The sequence below is a fragment of the Rhodococcus sp. LW-XY12 genome, from assembly GCF_019317345.1.
Classification (GTDB): domain Bacteria; phylum Actinomycetota; class Actinomycetes; order Mycobacteriales; family Mycobacteriaceae; genus Rhodococcus; species Rhodococcus pyridinivorans.
On sequence record NZ_CP079225.1, the window covers coordinates 3,792,175 to 3,813,419 of the forward strand.

The window sequence follows — 21,245 nt, forward strand, 5'->3', positions numbered from 1 at the left end:
GCGACACCGCCCCCCGCTGCCACCCGGCACCGTACTGGCCGGGCAGTCGAACGACAGCCGATCTTCCATTATCCCGAAGTGACCGACACAGGACTAATCCGCGTCTCCCACCGCATCGGCATCGACGCCTTCCGCGACGGCGATCACATCGCGCACCAACTGTGCGAGACCGTCGGCGCCGAGTTGGGGCAGCATCCCCGGTACGAGGCCGTTCAAAACCACCGAGACGAGCGCTTCCGCGGTGAGCGCACCGCCGGTCGTGGTGGCCATGGTGTCCAGACGCTGGGCGAACTCGCCGAGTGTGACCTCGCGCTCACCGTGCCGGAAGGCGACGGTGTCCGGGGCCACCGCGGCCGCTGCCGCCACGAGTGCCGGAAGATCGGCGACGGTGCGTGCCTTCTTCGGCCGGGCCGCCCGCGCCCGCTCGGCATCCGTGCGGATGTCGATCGAACGGAGGACGACCTGCGGGTCGGCGCTGACGGCCTCGAGGATCCGGACGAAGCGATCGCCGAAGGCCTCGACCGTCGCGGCGTCGAACAGTGCCGTGGCGTAGGTGAAGGTCACATCGAGCGCGGTCAGCGCTCCCGACTCGGAGAACCGTTCGACCACCGTGCACTGCAGGTCGAACTTCGCCTGGTCGGCGCCCGTCTCGAGCGCGGCCACCTCGAGCCCCGGCAGGGCGAAGGTGCCCGTGTCGATGTTCTGGAAGGTGAGCATCGCCTGGAACAGCGGGGTGTACGCGCTGTTGCGTCGCACACCGAGACGTTCGACGACCCGCTCGAACGGCACGTCGGCGTTGCCGAACGCCGCGAGGTCCTTCTCCTTGGCCTGTGCGAGCAGCTCCGCAAAGGTCGCCGAACCGGCCACCCGGGTGCGGAGCACGAGGGTGTTGACGAACATGCCGACGAGGTCGTCGAGCGCTTCCTCACCACGACCGGCGGTCGGGGTCCCCACCGCGATGTCCTCGCTGCCCGACAGGCGGGCGAGCAGCACCGCGAAGGCGGCGTGCATCGTCATGAAGACCGTCGCGTTGTGCTCGCGGGCGGTCTTCTCGATGCGCTGCGCGAGTTCCTCACCGATCGTGAAGGTGAACGACTCACCGACGGTCGACTGGCGGGCGGGGCGCGGACGATCCGTGGGCAGGGCGAGAACCTCCGGGACACCGGAGAGTTCGTCGGCCCAGTAGTCGAGCTGACGCGACAGCTCGCTCTCGGGATCGTCTTCGGAGCCGAGAACTCTCTGCTGCCACAGCGTGTAGTCGGCGTACTGGACCTCGAGCGGTTCCCATCCCGGGGTCTCCCCCGCGGCGTGCGCGAGATAGGCGGTCATCACGTCGCGCACGAGCGGACGCATCGAGTACCCGTCGGCGCTGATGTGGTGCGCCACGACCGCGAGGACATGTTCGTCCGCCGCGAGACGCAGCAGCGCGACCCGCACCGGCGGGACCGATGCCGTCACGTCGAATCCGCTGCCGAGGATCTCGGTGAGGCGGTCGACGAGCTCGTCGGTGGTCACGCTCACCGGGGTGAGCTCGGGCACGGCCTGTGCGACCGGCAGCACGACCTGCACCGGACCTTCACCGCTGTCCGGGTAGACGGTGCGCAGCACCTCGTGCCGGGCGAACAGGTCGGCGATCGCTGCGCGCAGGGCGTCCACGTCGAGCGCACCGGTCAGGCGCACGGCGACGGGGATGTTGTAGACACCCGATTCGGGATCGACCCGGTTCAGGGTCCACATGCGCTGCTGGGCGAGCGACAGCGGCACCTGTTCGGGGCGCGGGACGGTCGTGAGTGCCGGGCGGGCGCCCTCGCCCACCGACGGCCGGATGCGGGCGGCGAGCGCGACTACCGTGGACGACTCGAAGACGGTCCGGACGGGCACGCGGGTGTCGAGTGCGGCACCGAGCCGGGCGGCGAGCTGCGTCGCGAGCAGCGAGTTGCCACCGAGTTCGAAGAAGTCGTCGTCGAGACCGGCCCGCTCGACACCGAGCAGTTCGGCGACGGTCGCGGCCACGATCTCCTCGACGGGATCGGTCGGGGCGCGGAACTGCCCCGCGTCGAGTTCGGGGTCGGGCAGGGCCCGCCGGTCGAGCTTGCCGTTGGTGTTCAGCGGCAGCGCGTCGAGTTCGACGAAGGCCGACGGCACCATGTACGACGGCAGTCGCTCCGCGAGCGCCGCCCGTGTCGCACCGGCGTCGAACGCCCGTGTCGCACCGGCGTCGAACGCCCGTGTCGCACCGGAGTCGAACGCGTCGGTGGCCGGAACGACGTACGCGACGAGACGGTCGCCGAGGTGGGCGGTATTGCGCACCAGGACGGCGACGTCCTTCACGTCCGGCAGCTCCCGCAGGACGGTCTCGACCTCGCCGAGTTCGATGCGGTAACCGCGTACCTTGACCTGGAAGTCGGCCCGGTCGAGGTATTCGAGGCGACCGGCACGGTTCCACCGGACGATGTCCCCCGTGCGGTACATGCGTCCGCGCCCGTACGGGTCGGCGACGAACCGGTCCGCGGTGAGGTCGGGACGGTCGTGGTAGCCCCGCGCGAGCTGGGCACCCGCGAGGTACAGCTCGCCGGCGACGCCCGGCGCCACCGGTCGCAACCGGTCGTCGAGGACGTAGACGGCCGTGTTCCACTCGGGCACACCGATCGGGACGACGGTGCGGTCGGCGTCGTCGACCTCGTGGACGGTCACCGAGACCGCAGCCTCGGTCGGCCCGTAGAGGTTGTACAGCGTCGCAGTGTTGTCCGCGCGGAACTGCTGGGCCACCGCCGCGGGCAGTGCCTCACCGATCGCGAGGATCCGCCGCAGCGACGGCGCCACCGGACCGGCCGCGACCGTCATCAGCATCGACAGCATGGACGGAACGGTGTGCAGCGTGGTCACCTGCTCGTCGCGCAGCAGCGCGAGCAGGTAGTCGGGATCGCGGTGTCCGTCGGCGGTGGCGATCACCAGGCGGGCACCGGAGGTGAGCGCCGACCAGAACTCCCACACCGACAGGTCGAACGTCGCGACGGTCTTGAGCAGCACCGCGTCGTCGGACCCGATGCCGAAATGCTCACGCTTCCACAGCAACTGGTTGACGACCGCGGCGTGGGAGACCGCGACGCCCTTGGGGCGTCCGGTCGAACCCGACGTGAAGATCACATACGCCGTGTTGCCCGGCCGCAGTGGAGCCGACCGGTCGTCGTCGGTGATCGGGCCGTCCGGGAGCCCGGTGAGGTCGAGACGGTCGAGTTCGACGACCGGCGCGGTGCCGTGCTCGACCCGGTCGCCGCTCGTCGTGACGATCGCGACGGGAGCGGCCGTGTCGAGGATGTAGGTGTTGCGCTCGGCGGGTTGCTCCGGGTCGACCGGCACGTAGGCCGCGCCGGTCTTCGCGATCGCGTACATGCCCACGAGCAACTCGGGCGAACGACGGATCGCCAGCGCGACCCGGTGCTCCGGTCCCACACCGAGACCCAGCAGGTGCCGGGCGAGACGGTTGACCGACGAGTCGAACTCGCCGTAGGTCCACTGCCGGCCCTCGTACACGAGCGCGACGTCGTCGCGGTGTGCGGCGACCTGCTCGTCGAACAGACCGACGAGGGTCGCTCCGGTGTCGGTTCCGTGGGCGGTGTCGTTCCACGCGCCGAGCACCGCGTCGCGCTCCTGCGGCAGGAGCAACGCGTGATCGCCGACGGGCAGTGCCGGCGACTCGACGAGCGCTTCGAGCAGCTGCTCGAAACGGGCCGCGACGGCTTCCGCGGTCTCGCGGTCGAACAGATCCGTCGCGTAGGTGAGGATTGCGTCGATGCCCTGCGGCGCGCCATCGTCGCCGTAGCTGTCGGCGACGATCAGGTGCATGTCGAACTGGGCGGTGCCGCCTTCGAGATCGACCGGTTCGATGTCGAGGCCGGGCAGGGCGAGTTCGGAGCGGCTCTGGTTCTGGAACGAGAAGCCGACCTGGAACAGCGGGTGCCGGGCGGTCGAGCGGGCCGGGTTCAGGACCTCGACGAGGCGCTCGAACGGCACGTCCGCGTGGGCGAACGCCTGCAGATCGGTTTCCCGTGCCGCGGAGAGCAGTTCGTCGAAGGACGCACCACCGTCCACCTCCAGCCGGAGCACCAGCGTGTTGACGAACATGCCGATGATGTCCTCGGTGGCCTGCTCGGTGCGACCCGCGATGGGGGTGCCCACCGCGATGTCCGTCGAGCCGGACAGGCGCGCGAGCAGCGCCGCGAAGGCCGCGTGCACGGCCATGAACACGGTCGCGTTCCGGTTGCGTGCCAGGTCGCGCAGCTCGCGGTGCAGATCGGCACCGATGGTGAACTCCACGCGGTCGCCGCGGAAGCTCTGCTGCGCAGGCCGCGGACGGTCGAGCGGCAGGTCGAGCTGGTCGGGCAGGTCGGCGAGCGCGATGCGCCAGTAGCCGAGCTGCTCGGCGGCGGTGGACTCCGGATCGTCCTCGGAGCCGAGGACCTCCCGCTGCCACAACGCGAAGTCGGCGTACTGCACCTCGAGCGGCGCCCACGCCGGATCGCTGTCCGCGGACCGGGCGGCGTAGGCCGTCATGACGTCGCGGACCAGCGGCACCATCGACGAGCCGTCGGCGCTGATGTGGTGGACCACGGTGACGAGGACGTGATCGTCGTCGGCGACGCGGAGCAGATGCATCCGCACCGGCACGTCGACCGTGACGTCGAAGCCGGCCGCGGCGATCTCCCGCATCCGCGGTTCGAGATCGGCGGCGGTGACGTCCACCGGTTCGAGCTCGGGCCGGACCTGCGAGGCGGGCAGGATGCGCTGCACCGGACCGGATTCGGTCTCGGGGTAGACGGTCCGCAGGGACTCGTGCCGTGCGACGAGGTCGGCGACCGCGGCACGCAAGGCGTCGACGTCCAGTGCGCCCGTCATCCGCAACGCGAACGGGATGTTGTAGGCCGTCGAGTCGGGATCGAAGCGGTTGAGGAACCACATCCGCTGCTGCGCCAGCGACAGCGGGATCGACTCCGGCCGGGTCCGGGCCGTGAGCGGCACCCGCGCACCGCGACCGGACTCCTGCTCGACCCGCGTCGCGAGTTCCGCGACGGTGGACGCCTCGAACAACGCCCGCACCGGCACCTGCGCATCGAGCGCGGCACCGAGCCGGGAAACCACCTGCGTCGCGATCAACGAGTTGCCACCGAGCGCGAAGAAATCGTCGTCAGCACCGATGCGGTCGACACCGAGCACATCGGCGAACACACCCGCCACGATCTCCTCGATCGGGGTGCTCGGCGCGCGGAAACCACGCGTCTCGAACACCGGCTCGGGCAACGCCCGCCGGTCGAGCTTGCCGTTGACCGTCAGCGGGATCGCGTCGATCACCACGAACGCCGAGGGCACCATGTACTCCGGAAGAATCACGGCGACACTGCTGCGCAGCGCTTCGGTGTCGATCGACATGCCCTCGTGCGGAACCACATAGGCGACGATCCGGGCCGCTCCCGGGGTGTCCTCGCGCACGATGACCGCCGCGTGGGCGACCTCGTCCTGCGCGAGCACCGCAGCCTCGACCTCACCGAGTTCGATGCGGAAACCGCGGATCTTCACCTGGTCGTCGGCGCGTCCGAGATATTCGAGATCGCCCGAGACGACCCAGCGTGCGACGTCGCCCGTCCGGTACAGCAGCGCACCGTCGGACGAGAACGGATCGGCGACGAAACGTGCCGCCGACAGCTCCGGACGGCGCAGGTATTCACGCGCCAATTGGCCGCCGCCGACGTACATCTCGCCGGCCACACCCACCGGCACCGGCTTGAGCCGCCGGTCGAGCACGTACACCCGCAGACCCGCGATCGGCACACCGACCACGCTCGCGGACGCGCCCTGCGCCAGGTCGGCACCGATCTCCCGGTACGACACGTGCACGGTCGTCTCGGTGATGCCGTACATGTTCACCAACCGCGGTGAGGTGTCGCCGTGACGCTCGAACCACCCGGCCAGACGCCGTGGCTCGAGTGCCTCACCACCGAAGATCACGTACCGCAGCGACAGCTGTGCCTCGTCGGCCGCCACCCGGTCGGCCTCGACAAGCTGGTAGAACGCCGACGGGGTCTGGTTGAGCACGGTGACCCGCTCGCGGATCAGCAACTCGCGGAAGGCTTCCGGTGAACGCGACGTGAAGTAGTCGACGACCACGAGGGTTCCGCCGTAGAGCAGCGGTCCCCACAGCTCCCACACCGAGAAGTCGAAGGCGTAGCTGTGGAACATCGTCCACACGTCCGACGAGTCGAAGCCGTACACCGATTCGGTGTTGACCATCAGCCGCACCACATTGCGGTGCGGGATCAGCACACCCTTCGGGCGTCCCGTCGAGCCCGACGTGTAGATCACGTACGCCAGATTCGTCGACGTCAGCGGGGCACGACGCTCCGCGTCGAGGATCGGTGCGTCGTCGACCTCCGACAGATCGAGACGGTCGATCTCGACGACCGGCACCGAGGCCGGGAACGCGACCTCGACGTCCGAAGTGGTCACCACCGCCACCGGCGTCGCGTCCGAAACCAGGAACTCGATCCGGTCGGTCGGCGAGTTCGGGTCGATCGGCAGGTAACCGGCACCGGCCTCGAGCACCGCGAGCAGCGCCACGATCAGATCGAGCGAGCGCGGCATCGCGACCGCGACCAGATCCTCCGGACCCGCACCGACATCGATGAGATGACGTGCCAGGCGGTGCACCCGCGCACCGAGTTCGCGGTAGGACAACTGCTCGTCGCCGAACCGCACCGCGACCGCGTCGCCGCGTTCGGCGACGCGCGCCTCGAACATGTCGACGAGTGTCGTTCCGGCCGGTGCGACGTCGTCGCCCAGCGAATTCCAGCGCGAGACGACCAGTTCGCGTTCGAAGTCGTCGACGATCTCGATGTCGCCGACCACCGCCGCCGGATCCTCGGCCACCCCGCGCAGGATGCGCAGCAGCTGCTCCGCGAACGCCGCGACCCGCAGGTCGTCGAACAGATCGGTCGCGTAGGTGACGGCGAAGTCCATACCGGCCGCCGAACCGTCCTCGCCGACGCTCTCGGCGAAGGTGAACTGCAGGTCGAACTTGGCGGTGGGCGCCTCGTAGTCGACCGCCGCGGCGGTGACGCTGTCGAGGTCGAACTCGACCCGGCCGGTGTTCTGGAAGGTCAGAGCCACCTGGAACAGCGGGTGACGCGCCTGCGAACGCTGCGGGTCGAGGATCTCCACGAGCCGCTCGAAGGGGACGTCGGCGTTCGCGAAGGCGTCGAGGTCGGTGTCGCGCACCTCGGCGAGGAGATCCTGGAACCGGATGTCGTTGCGCACACCGACACGCAGCACGAGCGTGTTGACGAACATGCCGACGAGGTCGTCGAGGGCGGCCGCGCCGCGACCCGCGATCGGGGTGCCGATCGCGATGTCCTCGCTGTCGGACAGTCGCGCCAGCAGCACCGTCAGGGCCGCGTGCACGACCATGAACAGGGACGTGTTCCGCTCCCGGGCAAGGCTTTCCAGCGCCGAGTGCAGCTCGGGTTCGATACGGAACCGGCTGGTGCGTCCGGTGTTCGACGCGACCTCGGGGCGAGCACGATCCGACGGCAGGTCGAGCTGGTCGGGAAGGTCCGCCAGCTGCGCGGTCCAGTACTCCACCTGGCGGGAGAGCACCGAACGCGGATCGTCCTCGGAGCCGAGCACGTCGCGCTGCCACAACGCGTAGTCGGCGTACTGCACCTCGAGCGGCGCCCAGTTCGGGGTCTCACCGCGCGAACGGCTCGCGTAGGCGACCATGATGTCGCGCGCGAGCGGCCGCAGCGAGAAGCCGTCGGACGCGATGTGGTGGACCACGAGGAACAGCACGTGCTCACGCGCGCCGAGCGAGAACAGCACGACCCGCAGCGGCACTTCGCTCGTGACGTCGAAGCCGGCCGAGGTGAGCTGCTCCGCCCGCTCGAGCAGGCTGCTCTCGGCGACCCGCTCGACGGGCAGTTCCACCTCGTAGGGCGGCTGCACCGACTGGTGGCCGACGCCGTCGATGTCCGGGTAGACCGTCCGCAGGGACTCGTGCCGCTCGATGACGTCGCCGAGCGCGGTGCGCAGCGCGTCGACGTCGAGGTTCCCGGTGAGGCGGACACCGACGGGGATGTTGTTCGCCGCGGAGGCCGGATCGAAGCGGTTGAGGAACCACATGCGCTGCTGCGCGGGCGACAGCGGGATCCGCTCCGGACGCTCGCGCCGTTCGAGGGCGGGCCGCGACCCGGCTCCCCCGAACTGTTCGACGCGGACCGCGAGAGCCTCGACGGTGGGGGCGTCGAACAGGGCACGGACGGGGACGGTCGTGTCGAGGGCGTCGCCGAGACGGGCGACCACCTGCGTCGCCACGAGCGAGTTCCCACCGAGCGCGAAGAAGTCGTCGGTGCGGCCGACGCGCGGGACACCGAGCACCTGCGCGTAGACACCCGCGACGATCTCCTCGACCGGCGTGCGCGGCGGCATGAACTCCTGTAACTCGATAACAGGATCTGGCAACGCCTTGCGGTCGAGTTTGCCGGACGCACCCAATGGCATGGCATCGAGCACGAGATAGGTCGCGGGCACCATGTAGGACGGCAGACGCGTCGACAGATACGTATCGACCACCTCGCGGTCGAGGGTCGCGCCGCTCTGCGGCACGATATATGCGACCAGTTGGTCCTGTCGCACGAGGACTGCGGCTTGGTCGACGTCGTCACATTCGAGAAGTGCGGCTTCGATTTCCCCTAATTCGATCCGCAGACCACGGAGCTTGACCTGGAAATCTGTTCGCCCAATGTAGTCGAGTTCACCCCGCTCACCATCACCAATCCATCGGACGAGATCGCCGGTGCGGTACAGACGCTCACCATCACCGAATGGAGAGGCAACGAAGCGGTCGGCCGTCAGATCCGGCCGATTTACGTAACCTCGGGCAAGCTGAACGCCCGCGAGATAAAGTTCCCCCGGGACACCAACAGGGACCGGAGCCAGGCGGTGATCGAGGACGTAGACCTTCGTGTTCCACACAGGCGCGCCGATCGGCACCGACAGCACGTCAGAATCGACGACCTCGTGGTACGTCACGTCCACCGCAGCCTCCGTCGGTCCGTACAGATTGTGCAGCCCGACACGGGGCAAGACGGCAATGGTGCGGGCCGCCAACGCTGGCGGGAGCGCCTCACCCGACGCGAATAAGTAACGCAGCGACGAGCAATTGGCGACGGAAGACTCTGCAACGAAGACCGCGAGCATCGACGGGACAAAGTGAACGACCGAGACGGAACTGCGCGCTATCACGGAGACCAGGTAGCGCGGATCGCGGTGACCGTCGGGCCGCGCCACCACGAGGCGAGCGCCGACCTGCAATGGCCAGAAGAACTCCCAGACCGAGACGTCGAAGGTGAACGGAGTCTTTTGCAGTACTACATCGGTGGCGTCAAGCGGGTATTCGTGCTGCATCCAGCGCAGACGATTGACTATCGCGCGGTGCGGTACCGCAACACCCTTCGGTCGTCCCGTCGATCCCGACGTGAAGATGACGTAGGCGGTGTTCGTCCGCCGCAACGGCGATACCCGATCTACATCCGACACAGGCGCATCCGAAACATCGCACAGATCCAAGGTGTCGATAGTCAGGTTCGGCACCACTTTTGCTCCGGAGACCGCAAACTTGTCGCTTTCAGTCGTCAACACCACCACGGGAGCCGCCGTGTCGAGGATATATGCGTTGCGCTCGTCCGGTTGATCCGGATCCACCGGGACGTAGGCGCCTCCCGCCACCACAACGGCGTACATACCCACCAACAAGCTTGTCGACCGACGCATAGCCAACGCGACCGTCGAGTCCGGCCCCACTCCCACCGAGACCAGATGCCGTGCAAGACGATTGACACGGGAGGAGAATTCGGAGTAGGTCAGTGCCTCACCCTCGAATTCCACCGCGATCGCATCCGGCGTGCGCTCGACCTGTTCGAAGAACAGATTCACGAGGGTAGACGACTCATCCACCTCATGATGAGTGTCATTCCAATGCTGGAGCAGACGCGACCGCTCGTCGGCATCCAGTAGATCGATATCTCCCACCGTCACGGACCAGTCTGCGGTGACGACATGGAGGAGACGGACAAATCGCTTACTCAATTCGTCGATTGTGGAGGCGTCGAACAAATCAGTCGCATATTGAATTTCAAGTTCATAACCGCGATCGACCTCTTCTTCGCCAACGTCGAGAACGGTAAATGCGAGGTCGAACTTCGACATGCCGTGGTCGAACGGCAGGTTCGAGACCGATAGGTTCGACAACTCAAGAGCGACCTGCCCAAGGTTCTGGAATGCGAGCATCACCTGGAACAACGGATTGTGAGCCTGAGTGCGAACGGGAGCAAGTACGTCGACGAGACGTTCGAACGGAAGCTCTGCGTGCCCGAAGGCCCCGAGGTCCACTTCGCGGACATGGGCAAGCAGATCTTCGAATCCCGCTGAGGGATCCACTCGGGTCCGCAGAACGAGCGTATTGACAAACATACCGATGAGGTCGTCGAGGGAACGTTCACCGCGGCCCGCGACCGGAGTACCGATAGTGATGTCACCGGAGCCGCTCAGCCGCGCAAGCAGTAAGGCCAACACCGCGTGCACCACCATGAACTCGGTGGAGCGGTGTTGCTGGGCGACGCGTTCGATAGCGATACGGAGCTCAGCGTCGATCCGCAATCGGGTGACGGCACCCGCGTAGGACGCCACCGCCGGGCGAGGCCGATCCGCCGGCAGGTCGAGACTGTCAGGTAGACCAGCAAGCACCTTCGTCCAGTAACGAATTTGCTTTGATAACAGCGATTCCGGGTCGTTCTCCGCACCGAGCACCTCGTGTTGCCAGAGAGTAAAGTCGGCATACTGGACTTCGAGCGGAGCCCAGGCCGGATCCCCGCCCTGCGACCGAGCCGCGTACGCGATCATGATGTCGCGGGTCAACGGCACCATCGAGAATCCGTCGGCGGCGATGTGGTGCAGGATCGCGACGAGCACGTGCGAATCAGGGCCGGTTTCGAATAGCCGCACCACCATCGGTACGTCGACAGCGACGTCGAAGGACGTCGCCGCGAGTGCACGCAGTTCGGCGGGCAGACGGTCGGCGTCGATACGGGTGACGGTCAGCTCGACCGGCACCTCCGAGACCGGGAGCACCTTCTGGTAGCCGTAGCCGTCGACGTCGGGGTAGACGGTGCGGAGCGATTCGTGCCGTGCGACGACGTCGCGCAGCGCGGTCCCGAGCGCGGCGACGTCGAGCGCACCGGACAGGTGCACGGCCACCGGGATGTTGTTGACCGCGGACTCCGGGTCGAAGCGGTTGAGGAACCACATGCGTTGCTGCGCGAGCGACAGCGGAACCCGTTCGGGGCGGCGCCCGGCGACGAGCGGTGTGCGGGCCGCACCCGACGAGTCGGCCTCGACGGCGGCGGCGAGGGCCTCGACGGTGGATGCCTCGAAGATCACGCGCAATGCCACTCGGCCACCGAGGGATTCGCCGATGCGGGAGACGGCCTGTGTTGCGATCAGCGAGTTGCCGCCGAGCGCGAAGAAGTCGTCGTCGAGACCGACGCGGTCGAGTCCGAGGACGTCGGCGAAGACCGACGCGACGATCTGTTCGACCGGGGTCGTCGGGGCGCGGAACTCCTTGACCTCGAAGACCGGGGCCGGCAGGGCCTTGCGGTCGAGCTTGCCCGACGATCCGAGCGGGAACTCGTCGAGCACGACGTAGACCGACGGCACCATGTAGGCCGGCAGCGAGCCGGCGAGACGACGCGAGACGGAGGTGGTGTCGAGCGACCGGCCGTCGGCGGCGACGAGATAGGCGACGAGGTGCTCACCGGAGTGGGCGTCCGAGCGCACGAGCACGACGGCCTGGTCGACGTCGTCGAGCGCGAGCAGGGCCGTCTCGATCTCGCCGAGTTCGATGCGCAGACCGCGCAGCTTGACCTGGAAGTCGGTGCGGCCGATGTATTCGAGTTCGGCACGCGCCGTGCGTGCGTCGGAGGTCTCCCGGGCGACCCACCGCACGAGATCGCCCGTGCGGTAGAGCCTCTCCCCCGCCCCGTACGGCGAGGCGACGAAGCGTTCCGCCGTCAGGTCCGGCCGCGCCACGTAACCGCGCGCCAGCTGGACGCCCGACAGGTAGAGCTCACCCGCGACACCGACCGGCACCGGATGCAGTCGGCCGTCGAGGACGTGGACGCCGGTGTTCCAGACCGGGACGCCGATCGGCACCGACACCGCGTCGGCCGCGGTGACCTCGTGGTAGGTCACGTCGACGGCCGCCTCGGTGGGGCCGTACAGATTGTGCAGGCGAGCGCCCGGCAGGATCGACCGCAGGCGTGCAGCGACCGAGGCAGGCAGTGCCTCGCCCGAGGCGAAGACCATCCGCAACGATGAGGCCGAGGCCGCGGCGTTCTCGGCGACGAAGACCGCGAGCATGGACGGCACGAAGTGCGCGACCGTGACGCCGCGGTCGGCCATGACCCGGGCGAGATAGGCCGGGTCCCGATGACCGTCGGGAAGTGCGATCTCGAGTCGCGCACCGATCTGCAGGGGCCAGAAGAACTCCCACACCGACACGTCGAAGGTGAACGGCGTCTTCTGCAGGACCACGTCGTCGCGACCGAGGCCGTACTCGTCCTGCATCCACAGCAGGCGGTTGACGATCGCGCCGTGCGGCACCGCGACACCCTTGGGCCGTCCCGTCGAACCGGACGTGAAGATGACGTAGGCGGTGTTCGCCGGCGTGAGCGTGGCGATGCGATCGGCATCGGTGATCGGGCCGGACGGCAGGTCGGACACATCGAGCGTGTCGATCTCGATCGTGTGCGCGGCCGCGGTCGACCCGAAGGCGTCGCGGGTGGTGGTCAGCACCGCGACCGGCGCCGCCGTGTCGAGGATGTACGCGTTGCGGTCGGCGGGCTGATCGGGGTCGAGCGGAAGGTAGGCGCCGCCGGCCTTGACGATCGCGTACATGCCGACGAGGAGGTCGAGGGATCGCCGCACCGCGAGTCCGACGGTCGACTCCGGTCCGACACCCTGCGAGATCAGATGGCGGGCAAGCCGGTTCACTCGCGCGTCGAATTCCGCGTAGGTCAGCTGCTCGCCCTCGAAGGCCATTGCCGCGGCGTCGGGATCCGTCGCCACCCGGGCGTCGAACAGGTCGACGAGAGTGGCCGGTTCCAGCTCGTGCGCGGTGTCGTTCCACGATTCGAGGACCGCGAGTCGCTCGTCGGCGTCGAGCAGGTCGATGTCGCCGACGACGACCTCGGGTTCGCGCACCACGGCCTCGAGGATGCGGACGAAGCGATCGGCGAATCCGCGCACCGTCGCGTGATCGAACAGGTCGGTCGCATAGGTGAACGCCGCTCCGAGACCGTTCGGCGTGCCGTCCTCCGCGAAGTCCTCGGTGAGGGTGAGCTGCAGGTCGAACCTGGCGACCGCCGTGTCGATGTCGAGCACGTCGAGGGTCAGGCCACGCAGTTCGACGTGCGCGGCGCGCAGGTTCTCGAACGAGAGCATCACCTGGAACAGCGGGTGCCGGGCGGTGGAGCGGGTCGGGTTGAGCACCTCGACGAGCCGCTCGAACGGCACGTCGGCGTGGCCGAAGGCGCCGAGCGCCGCATCGCGTGCCCGTGCGAGATGCGCGGTGAACGGCCTGCCCGAATCGACATCCGTGCGCAGCACGAGGGTGTTGACGAACATGCCGATCAGGTCGTCGAGCGCCTGCTCGCCGCGACCCGCGACCGGGGTGCCGATCGCGATGTCGTCCTGACCGGACATCCGCGCGAGCAGCACGCTCAGGGCCGCGTGCACCACCATGAACAGCGATGCGTTGCGGGTACGTGCCAGCGCCACGAGCTCGCGGTGCAGTTCCGGATCGATCGGGAAGTCCACGGTCGCACCGGAGTACGACTGCACGGCCGGCCGCGGACGGTCGGCGGGCAGATCGAGCTGATCGGGCGCACCGGCAAGGGTGCGACGCCAGTAGTCGAGCTGCCGGGAGATCAGCGACTGCGGATCGTCCTCGGACCCGAGCACCTGCCGCTGCCACAGCGTGTAGTCGGCGTACTGCACCGGCAGGGGTGCCCACGAGGGCTCCTCCCATTCGGTGCGGGCAGTGTAGGCGACCATGATGTCGCGCGCCATCGGACCGGTGGACCAGCCGTCGGCCGAGATGTGGTGAACTACGAGCGCGAGCACGTGTTCCTGGTCGCCGAGTTCGAACAGTTCGGCACGGATCGGCACGTCCGACGTCACGTCCAGTCCGGTGAAGACCAGACGCCGCACGGAGGCCGGCAGCTCGTCGGGGGTGATCCGGGTCGGGGTCAGATCCGGCACGACCTCCGCCGCGGCACGGACGACCTGGTGCGGTCCGTTCGGCGAATCGGGGAAGACGGTGCGCAACGACTCGTGCCGATCGATGACGTCCATGATCGACACCTGCAGTGCGGCGACGTCCAATTCGCCGGTCAGGCGCAGCGCCATCGGGAGGTTGTAGGTGGACGACCGCGGATCGAAACGGTTGAGGAACCACATGCGCTGCTGCGCGAGCGACAGCGGAACACGTTCGGGCCGCGGCATCTTCGTCAGGGCGATGCGCGCTCCGCGACCTGCCTCCTGCTCGACGCGCACCGCCAGGGCCGCCACCGAACTGGATTCGAACAACGCCCGCACCGGCACCTGCGCGTCGAGGGCGACACCGAGCCGGGAGACGACCTGCGTGGCGAGCAGCGAGTTGCCGCCGAGTTCGAAGAAGTCGTCGTCGAGACCCACGCCCTGGACGCCGAGTACCTCGGCGAAGACGTTCGCGACCGTCTCCTCGATGGGAGTGGTCGGGGCACGGAACTCGCGGTAGCTGATGCCGAGATCGGGCTCGGGCAGGGCACGGCGGTCGAGTTTGCCGACCGGGTTGAGCGGCACCTCGTCGAGCACGACGATCTGCGACGGCACCATGTACGACGGCAGCGAGCGGCCGACGTGATCGGCGAGTTCGGCAGGATCGATCTGCTCGTCCCCGTGCACGTACGCGACGAGCGCGGTCTGCCCCGACGGCATCTCGTGTCCGACGGTGGTCGCGAAGGCGACCGAGGGGTGGGTCAGCAGTGCGGCGTCGATCTCCCCGAGTTCGATGCGGTAGCCGCGGACCTTGACCTGGAAGTCGGCGCGTCCGGCGAACTCGATGCGGCCCTGCTCGTCCCAGCGCACGATGTCGCCGGTGCGGTACATCCGGGTTCCGTTCGCGCCGAACGGGTTCGCCACGAACCGGTCGGCGGTGAGCGCCGGACGCCGATGGTAACCGCGGGCGAGCACGTCGCCCGCGAGATAGAGCTCACCCGCGACACCGGCGGGGACCGGGCGGAGCCGGCTGTCGAGGACCAGGGCGTGCACGCCCGCCACGGGCCGTCCGATGGTGATCGGCCCGGACGGTTCGAGCAGAGCGCGCGTCGAGACGATCGTGGTCTCGGTCGGCCCGTAGGCGTTGTAGAAGTTGCGGCCGGGCGCCCAGCGGGAGACGAGGTCGGCCGTGGACACGTCGCCACCGACGTTCACGACGCGCAGGGCGTCGAGTCCGCTCGGGTCGACGGAACCGAGCACCGCCGGGGTGATGACGGTGTGGGTGACGCCGGTGCGTTCGATGAGCGCGCGCAGTTCGGCGCCGCCGTAGACGGACGGCGGTGTCACGACGAGTTCGGCGCCGGTGGACCCGGCCAGCGTCCAGTCGAGGACCGTCGGGTCGAAGCTCGGCGAGCAGATGTGCAGGAGCTTCGATTCCTCTGTCACGCCGTACAGTTCGACGGTCTCGCGGACGAGACCGGCGAGGCCGCGGTGGGTGACGGCGACGCCCTTGGGCTTGCCCGTCGAACCGGAGGTGTAGATGACGTAAGCGGTGTGGTCGAGGCGCAGCGGCGCAGCGCGGTCGGCGTCGGTGAGCGGGCCGTCCGGGTAGGACGCGCACGCGTCGACGAACTCGGGGTCGTCGAGTCGGATCCACTCGGTGGCCGAGGACAGACCGGTGGCGTACTCCCCCGTCGTCAGACCGAAGACGGCCGACGAGTCGTCGAGCATGTGGGTGACGCGTTCGGCCGGGTACTCCGGGTCGACGGGCGTGTAGGCGGCGCCGGTCTTGGCGACCGACCACACGGCGAGCACCATCTCCCACGACCGTGGGAAGGCCAGCGCGACGATGCCGTCGGGCCGGGCACCGCGCTCGACGAGCCGCCGGGCGATGCGGTTCGACCACGTGTCGAGTTCGCGGTAGGTCAGGACGGTGTCGCGGTCGCGGAGGGCGACGCGGTCGGGATGGTCGACGGCGCCGGCGGTCAGCAGTTCCACCAGGGTGCGGGCCTCGGCAGGCTCGGGCCCCGTCGCCGTGAGCAGGCGTTCGGCCTCCCCGGGCGAGAGGATCGCCAGGTCGCCCACGCAGGTCGACGCATCGGCGACGATCCCGGCGAGAATCCGCGCGAAGCGTTCGGCGAAGACGGCGACCGTCGCGGCGTCGAACAGGTCGGTGGCGTACTCGAACAGGGCGTCGAGGCCGGCGGGTTCGCCGTCGTCACCGGTCTTCTCGGTCACCCACAGCTGGATGTCGAACTTCGAGATCGGCACGTCCAGTTCGGCGCCGACGGCGTGGACTCCCGCGAACGAGACGTCGCGCGCGGTGCCCGGTTCGAGGGACAGCGCGGCCTGGAACAGCGGGTGCCGCGCGGTCGAGCGCGGCGGGTTGAGCACCTCGACGAGACGCTCGAAGGGGACGTCTGCGTTCGAGAACGCCGTCAGGTCGGTCTCCCGGACGCCGGCGAGGTAGTCCTCGAACGAAACGCCGGGATCGACCCTGGTGCGCAGGACGAGGGTGTTGACGAACATGCCGATCAGGTCGTCGAGATCCTTCTCCCCACGACCTGCCACGGCGGTACCGATGGCGATGTCGTCGGAACCGCTGAGGCGGGACAGCAGCGCCGCGTAGGCAGCGTGGACGATCATGAACAGCGACGCGTGCTGCCTGCGGGCGAGGTCGACGAGACCGCGGTGGGTCTCGGCGTCGATCGCGAAGCGGTGCTTGTCGCCGTTGTAGGAGGAGACGGCGGGCCGGGTCCGGTCGGTGGGCAGGTCGAGCTGGTCGGGCAGACCGTCGAGCTCGTTCACCCAGTAGTCGAGCTGCTGCGCCGCAACGGAATTCGGGTCGGCCTCGTCGCCGAGGGCCTCTCGCTGCCAAACGGCGTAGTCGGCGTACTGGACGGGAAGCGGCGTCCAGCTCGGCTTGTTCCCCTCGGCGCGGGCGCTGTAGGCCGTGACCACGTCGCGGGCGAAGGGGCCGAACGAGGAGCCGTCGGCGGCGATGTGGTGCAGCACCATGGCCAGGACGTAGTCGTCGGGGGCGAGCCGGTACAGCGCGACCCGGAAGGGGACGTCGCGGACGACGTCGAAACCGCGGCTCGCGAGGTCGACGACGGCCGCGTGCAGGTCCTGCTCGTCGACGTCGATCGGCTCGAGCGGGACGACGACCTGCTCGACCGGAAGGATCGTCTGCTGCGGCTCGCCGTCCACCTCGGGGTAGACGGTCCGCAGGCTCTCGTGCCGCGCCACCACGTCGGCGAAGGCGTCGGACACCGCTGCGGGATCGACGGCGCCGGTGAGCCGCACCGTGAACGGAAGGTTGTAGGCGGCGGTGCTGACGTCGAAGCGGTTGAGGAACCAGATCCGTTGCTGCGCAGTCGACAACGGCAGCATGTCGGGTCGCGGTCGGGCGACGAGCGGGGACCGCGCGCCGGTACCGATCTGCTTGGCGAGCCGGGTCGCGAGACCCACGACCGTGGACGCCTCGAACAGCACACGCACGGGCACCTGGGTGTCGAGCGCGGCTCCGATGCGGGAGACCACCTGGGTGGCGACGAGGGAGTTGCCGCCGAGTTCGAAGAAGTCGTCGTCGAGACCGACACGTTCGACACCGAGGACCTCGCCGAACGCTTCGGCGACGGCACGCTCGGCGGGGGTGCGCGGCTCACGGAAGACGCGGGTGCTGCTGAAGACCGGCTCCGGCAGCGCCTTCCGGTCGAGTTTGCCGCTCGTGTTGAGCGGCAGCGCGTCGAGCACCATGAGCGACGCCGGAACCATGTACGACGGCAGCGACCGGCCGGCATGATCGGCGAGATCGGAAGGGTCGATGGTGCGGCCGGGAGCCGCGACGACGTACCCCACGAGCTGGTCCCCGGTGGGGGTCTCCACCACGAGCACGACGGCCTGCGAGACGGCGGAGTGCGCGAGGAGCACCGCTTCGATCTCGCCGAGTTCGATGCGCTGGCCGCGGAACTTGACCTGGAAGTCGGTGCGGCCGATGTATTCGAGCAGACCCGTGCCGTCGGCGGCGGTCTCCCACCGCACCAGGTCGCCGGTGCGGTACATCCGCTCGCCGGGCGCCCCGAAGGGGTCGGCGAGGAAACGGTCGGAGGTCAGGTCGGGACGGTCGAGATATCCGCGCGCGAGCTGGACGCCGGCGAGGTAGAGCTCGCCGGGTCGGCCCACCGGCACCGGCCGCAGCCGCCGGTCGAGGACGTATGCGCGGCTGTTCCACTGCGGGACGCCGATCGGGACGCTGTGCACGTCGCCGGGAGCGGCCCGGTGGTAGGTGATGGAGACCGCGGCTTCGGTGGGTCCGTACAGGTTGTGGAGCCCGGCCGGGCACATGCGCGCGAAGTCCGCGGCGGTCTCGGACGGCAGGGCCTCACCGATGACGAAGACGTGCCGCAGCGAATCACACGTCCCGGCAGGCGCATTCGCGACGAAGACGGTGAGCATCGACGGCACGAAGTCGGTGATCGTGATGCCGTGCTCGGCGATCTTGTTCGCGACGTAGACCGGGTCGCGGTGCCCGTCGGGCGTCGCGATCACGAGGGTCGCGCCGACGCGCAGGGGCATGAAGAAGCCCCACAGCGACACATCGAAGGTCGTCGCGGTCTTCTGCAGGTACACGTCGGTGGAGGTCAGACCGTACTGGTCGTTCATCCACTGGATCTGGTTGTCGATCGCCACGTGGCTCACGGCCACGCCCTTCGGCCGGCCCGTCGAACCGGAGGTGAAGATGACGTAGGCGGTCGTGTCCGGCAGGATCGGTCCGCGTCGTTCGGCGTCGGTGAGCGGTGTCGTGCCGAACCGCGCGTGGTCGAAGGTGTCGACGTCTATCGTGGGGATGCCCTCGGGCAGCGTCACGTCGTCGCGTGCCGTGGTGAGCACCGCCGCGGGGTGGGCGGTCTCGAGGATGTAGGCGGTGCGATCGGCGGGGTGGTCGGGGTCGATCGGCACCCAGGCACCACCCGCCTCGACGATCGCGTACATGCCGACGACGAGCTCGAGCGAGCGTCGGATGGCCAGTCCGACGAGGGACTCGGGGCCGACACCGAGATCGACCAGTGCCCGGGCAAGGCTGTTCACCCGCGCGGCGAATTCGGCGTAGGTCAGCGATTCGCCTTCGAAGACCAGCGCGGTCGCCTCGGGAGAGGTCGCGACCCGGTCGTGGAACTCCGCGAGCAGGTCGCGGCGCTGCACGGGATGGTCGGTGCGGTTCCAGTCGCGGACGACCCGGTCGAGTTCGGTGCCGCCGGCGAGCGGGATGTCCCAGACGGGCCGGTCGGAGGCCGAACCGACGAAGCGGTCGAAGAACTCGACGAACCGCGCGTGGTCGGAGGCGGCCCGGTCGGGTCCGTAGAGATTCGGGTTCGACTCGAAGTCGATGTGGGTGTTGTCGCCGCTGGTGTAGACGTTGACGCCGAGATCCTCGATCAGACCGGTGGACAGGATGTTGATCCGTCCCACCATGTCGCCGAGTCGGACCTCGTTGTCGAACAGCATGATGTTGACCCACGGTCCGAAGAAGGTGGACTGCGCTCCACCCGCCGAGGTCGCGGCGCGGTCGCGGACGATGTCCTCGTGCCGGTAGCGCTGGTGACGCAGCGCGCCCGAGACAGCAGCACCGGACGCCGCGATCAGGTCGTGCACAGTGGTCTCGTCGGTCACGCTCAGCCGGAGCGGGACGACGTTCGAGACCATGCTGCCGGAGCGGCGCAACAGGGCGGTCGTGCGAGCCGCGACGGGCAGGCTCAGGACGACGTCGGTCTGCCCGGTCATCTGGGCGACGTAGGCCGCGAACGCCGCGATGACGGCGGTCGCCAGACTCGTGTTCTCCCGCTCTGACAGCTGCTCGACGCGACGTTCGGTCTCGTCCGACAACGCCGCGCTGTCGATGCGGCTGACCGGCGCGGGCGCCGCGGTGCGGCCGGCGAGGCTCGTGGGTTCCTCGATGCCCTCGATCTGCTGCGCCCAGTACTCGCGGTCGTCGGCGAACCGCTTCGATCCGCGGTACTCCATCTCGACGTCGTGGACCTTGCGCAGATCGGACGCGAGGCTCGGGGACGGTTCGACGCCGTCGACCGACGCCGTGTAGAGCTCGGCGATGCGGGTCATGAAGGTCGCGGCGGCGAAACCGTCGAGCGCGAGATGGTGGACGCGGTTGTACCAGAAGTAACGACGGTCACCGATGCGCAGGACCGTCGCGGAGATCAGCCGGTCGCGGAGGACGTCGACGGGACGGCTGCGGTCGTCGCGCATCCAATCGAGCGCGGCCTGGCGAGGATCGGGCTCGCCCCGAAGATCCTCGTACCCGACGGACTCTTCGAGAGTGGGGTCGACGAGCTGGTAGGGCTGGGCGTCGACCTCGATGAACCGGAGGAAACCCGATCCCATCTCGTGGGCGGCGCGGACACTCGCGGCACGCAGCAGGTCGCGGTCGAGGTCGCCCTCGAGTTCGACGTACTGAGCGATGTTGGCGGGCACCGTCGGATCGACGTGCTGAGCGAACCACATGCCCAGCTGTGCCGGCGAGAGCGGAAAGGCCCCGGGCGGCACGATGCCCTGCGCGTTCGCCGCTTCCGATCCGCCGCTACCCAGCGAGTCCAATCCCCAACCTCTCTCTCACCGTCGCGCAACCCCCATCGGCGGCAGCTTGCGCAGCGCACAACCTTCTCGGTTTATCTGCTGACCAGGTGGGAATCGTTACGGCGCGGCCGGGCGGTAGGACTCTCCGCAGGACCGGACGCAGCAACGAATCCCCGGCCTTTCGGCCGAGGCGCCCGAAGCAGGTTACCCGCCGGTCATCACCGGAGCCCATGACATACGCATCGGTCCCAATCTACAGGGTGCCCACCCGGCGCCGACCAGCTGTCACCCGA

At 68.8% G+C, this 21,245-nt stretch carries 1 protein-coding gene; it reads right to left on the minus strand.

Annotated features, from left to right (window positions below; translation table 11 throughout):
• Nucleotides 1–93 precede the first annotated feature (93 nt).
• Nucleotides 94–20,973 carry a non-ribosomal peptide synthase/polyketide synthase gene (locus tag KXC42_RS17515; protein ID WP_219129326.1) on the minus strand — a complete coding sequence of 6,960 codons (20,880 nt, stop codon included), beginning with the start codon at nucleotides 20,971–20,973 and terminating at the stop codon, nucleotides 94–96.
• Nucleotides 20,974–21,245: the final 272 nt, after the last annotated feature.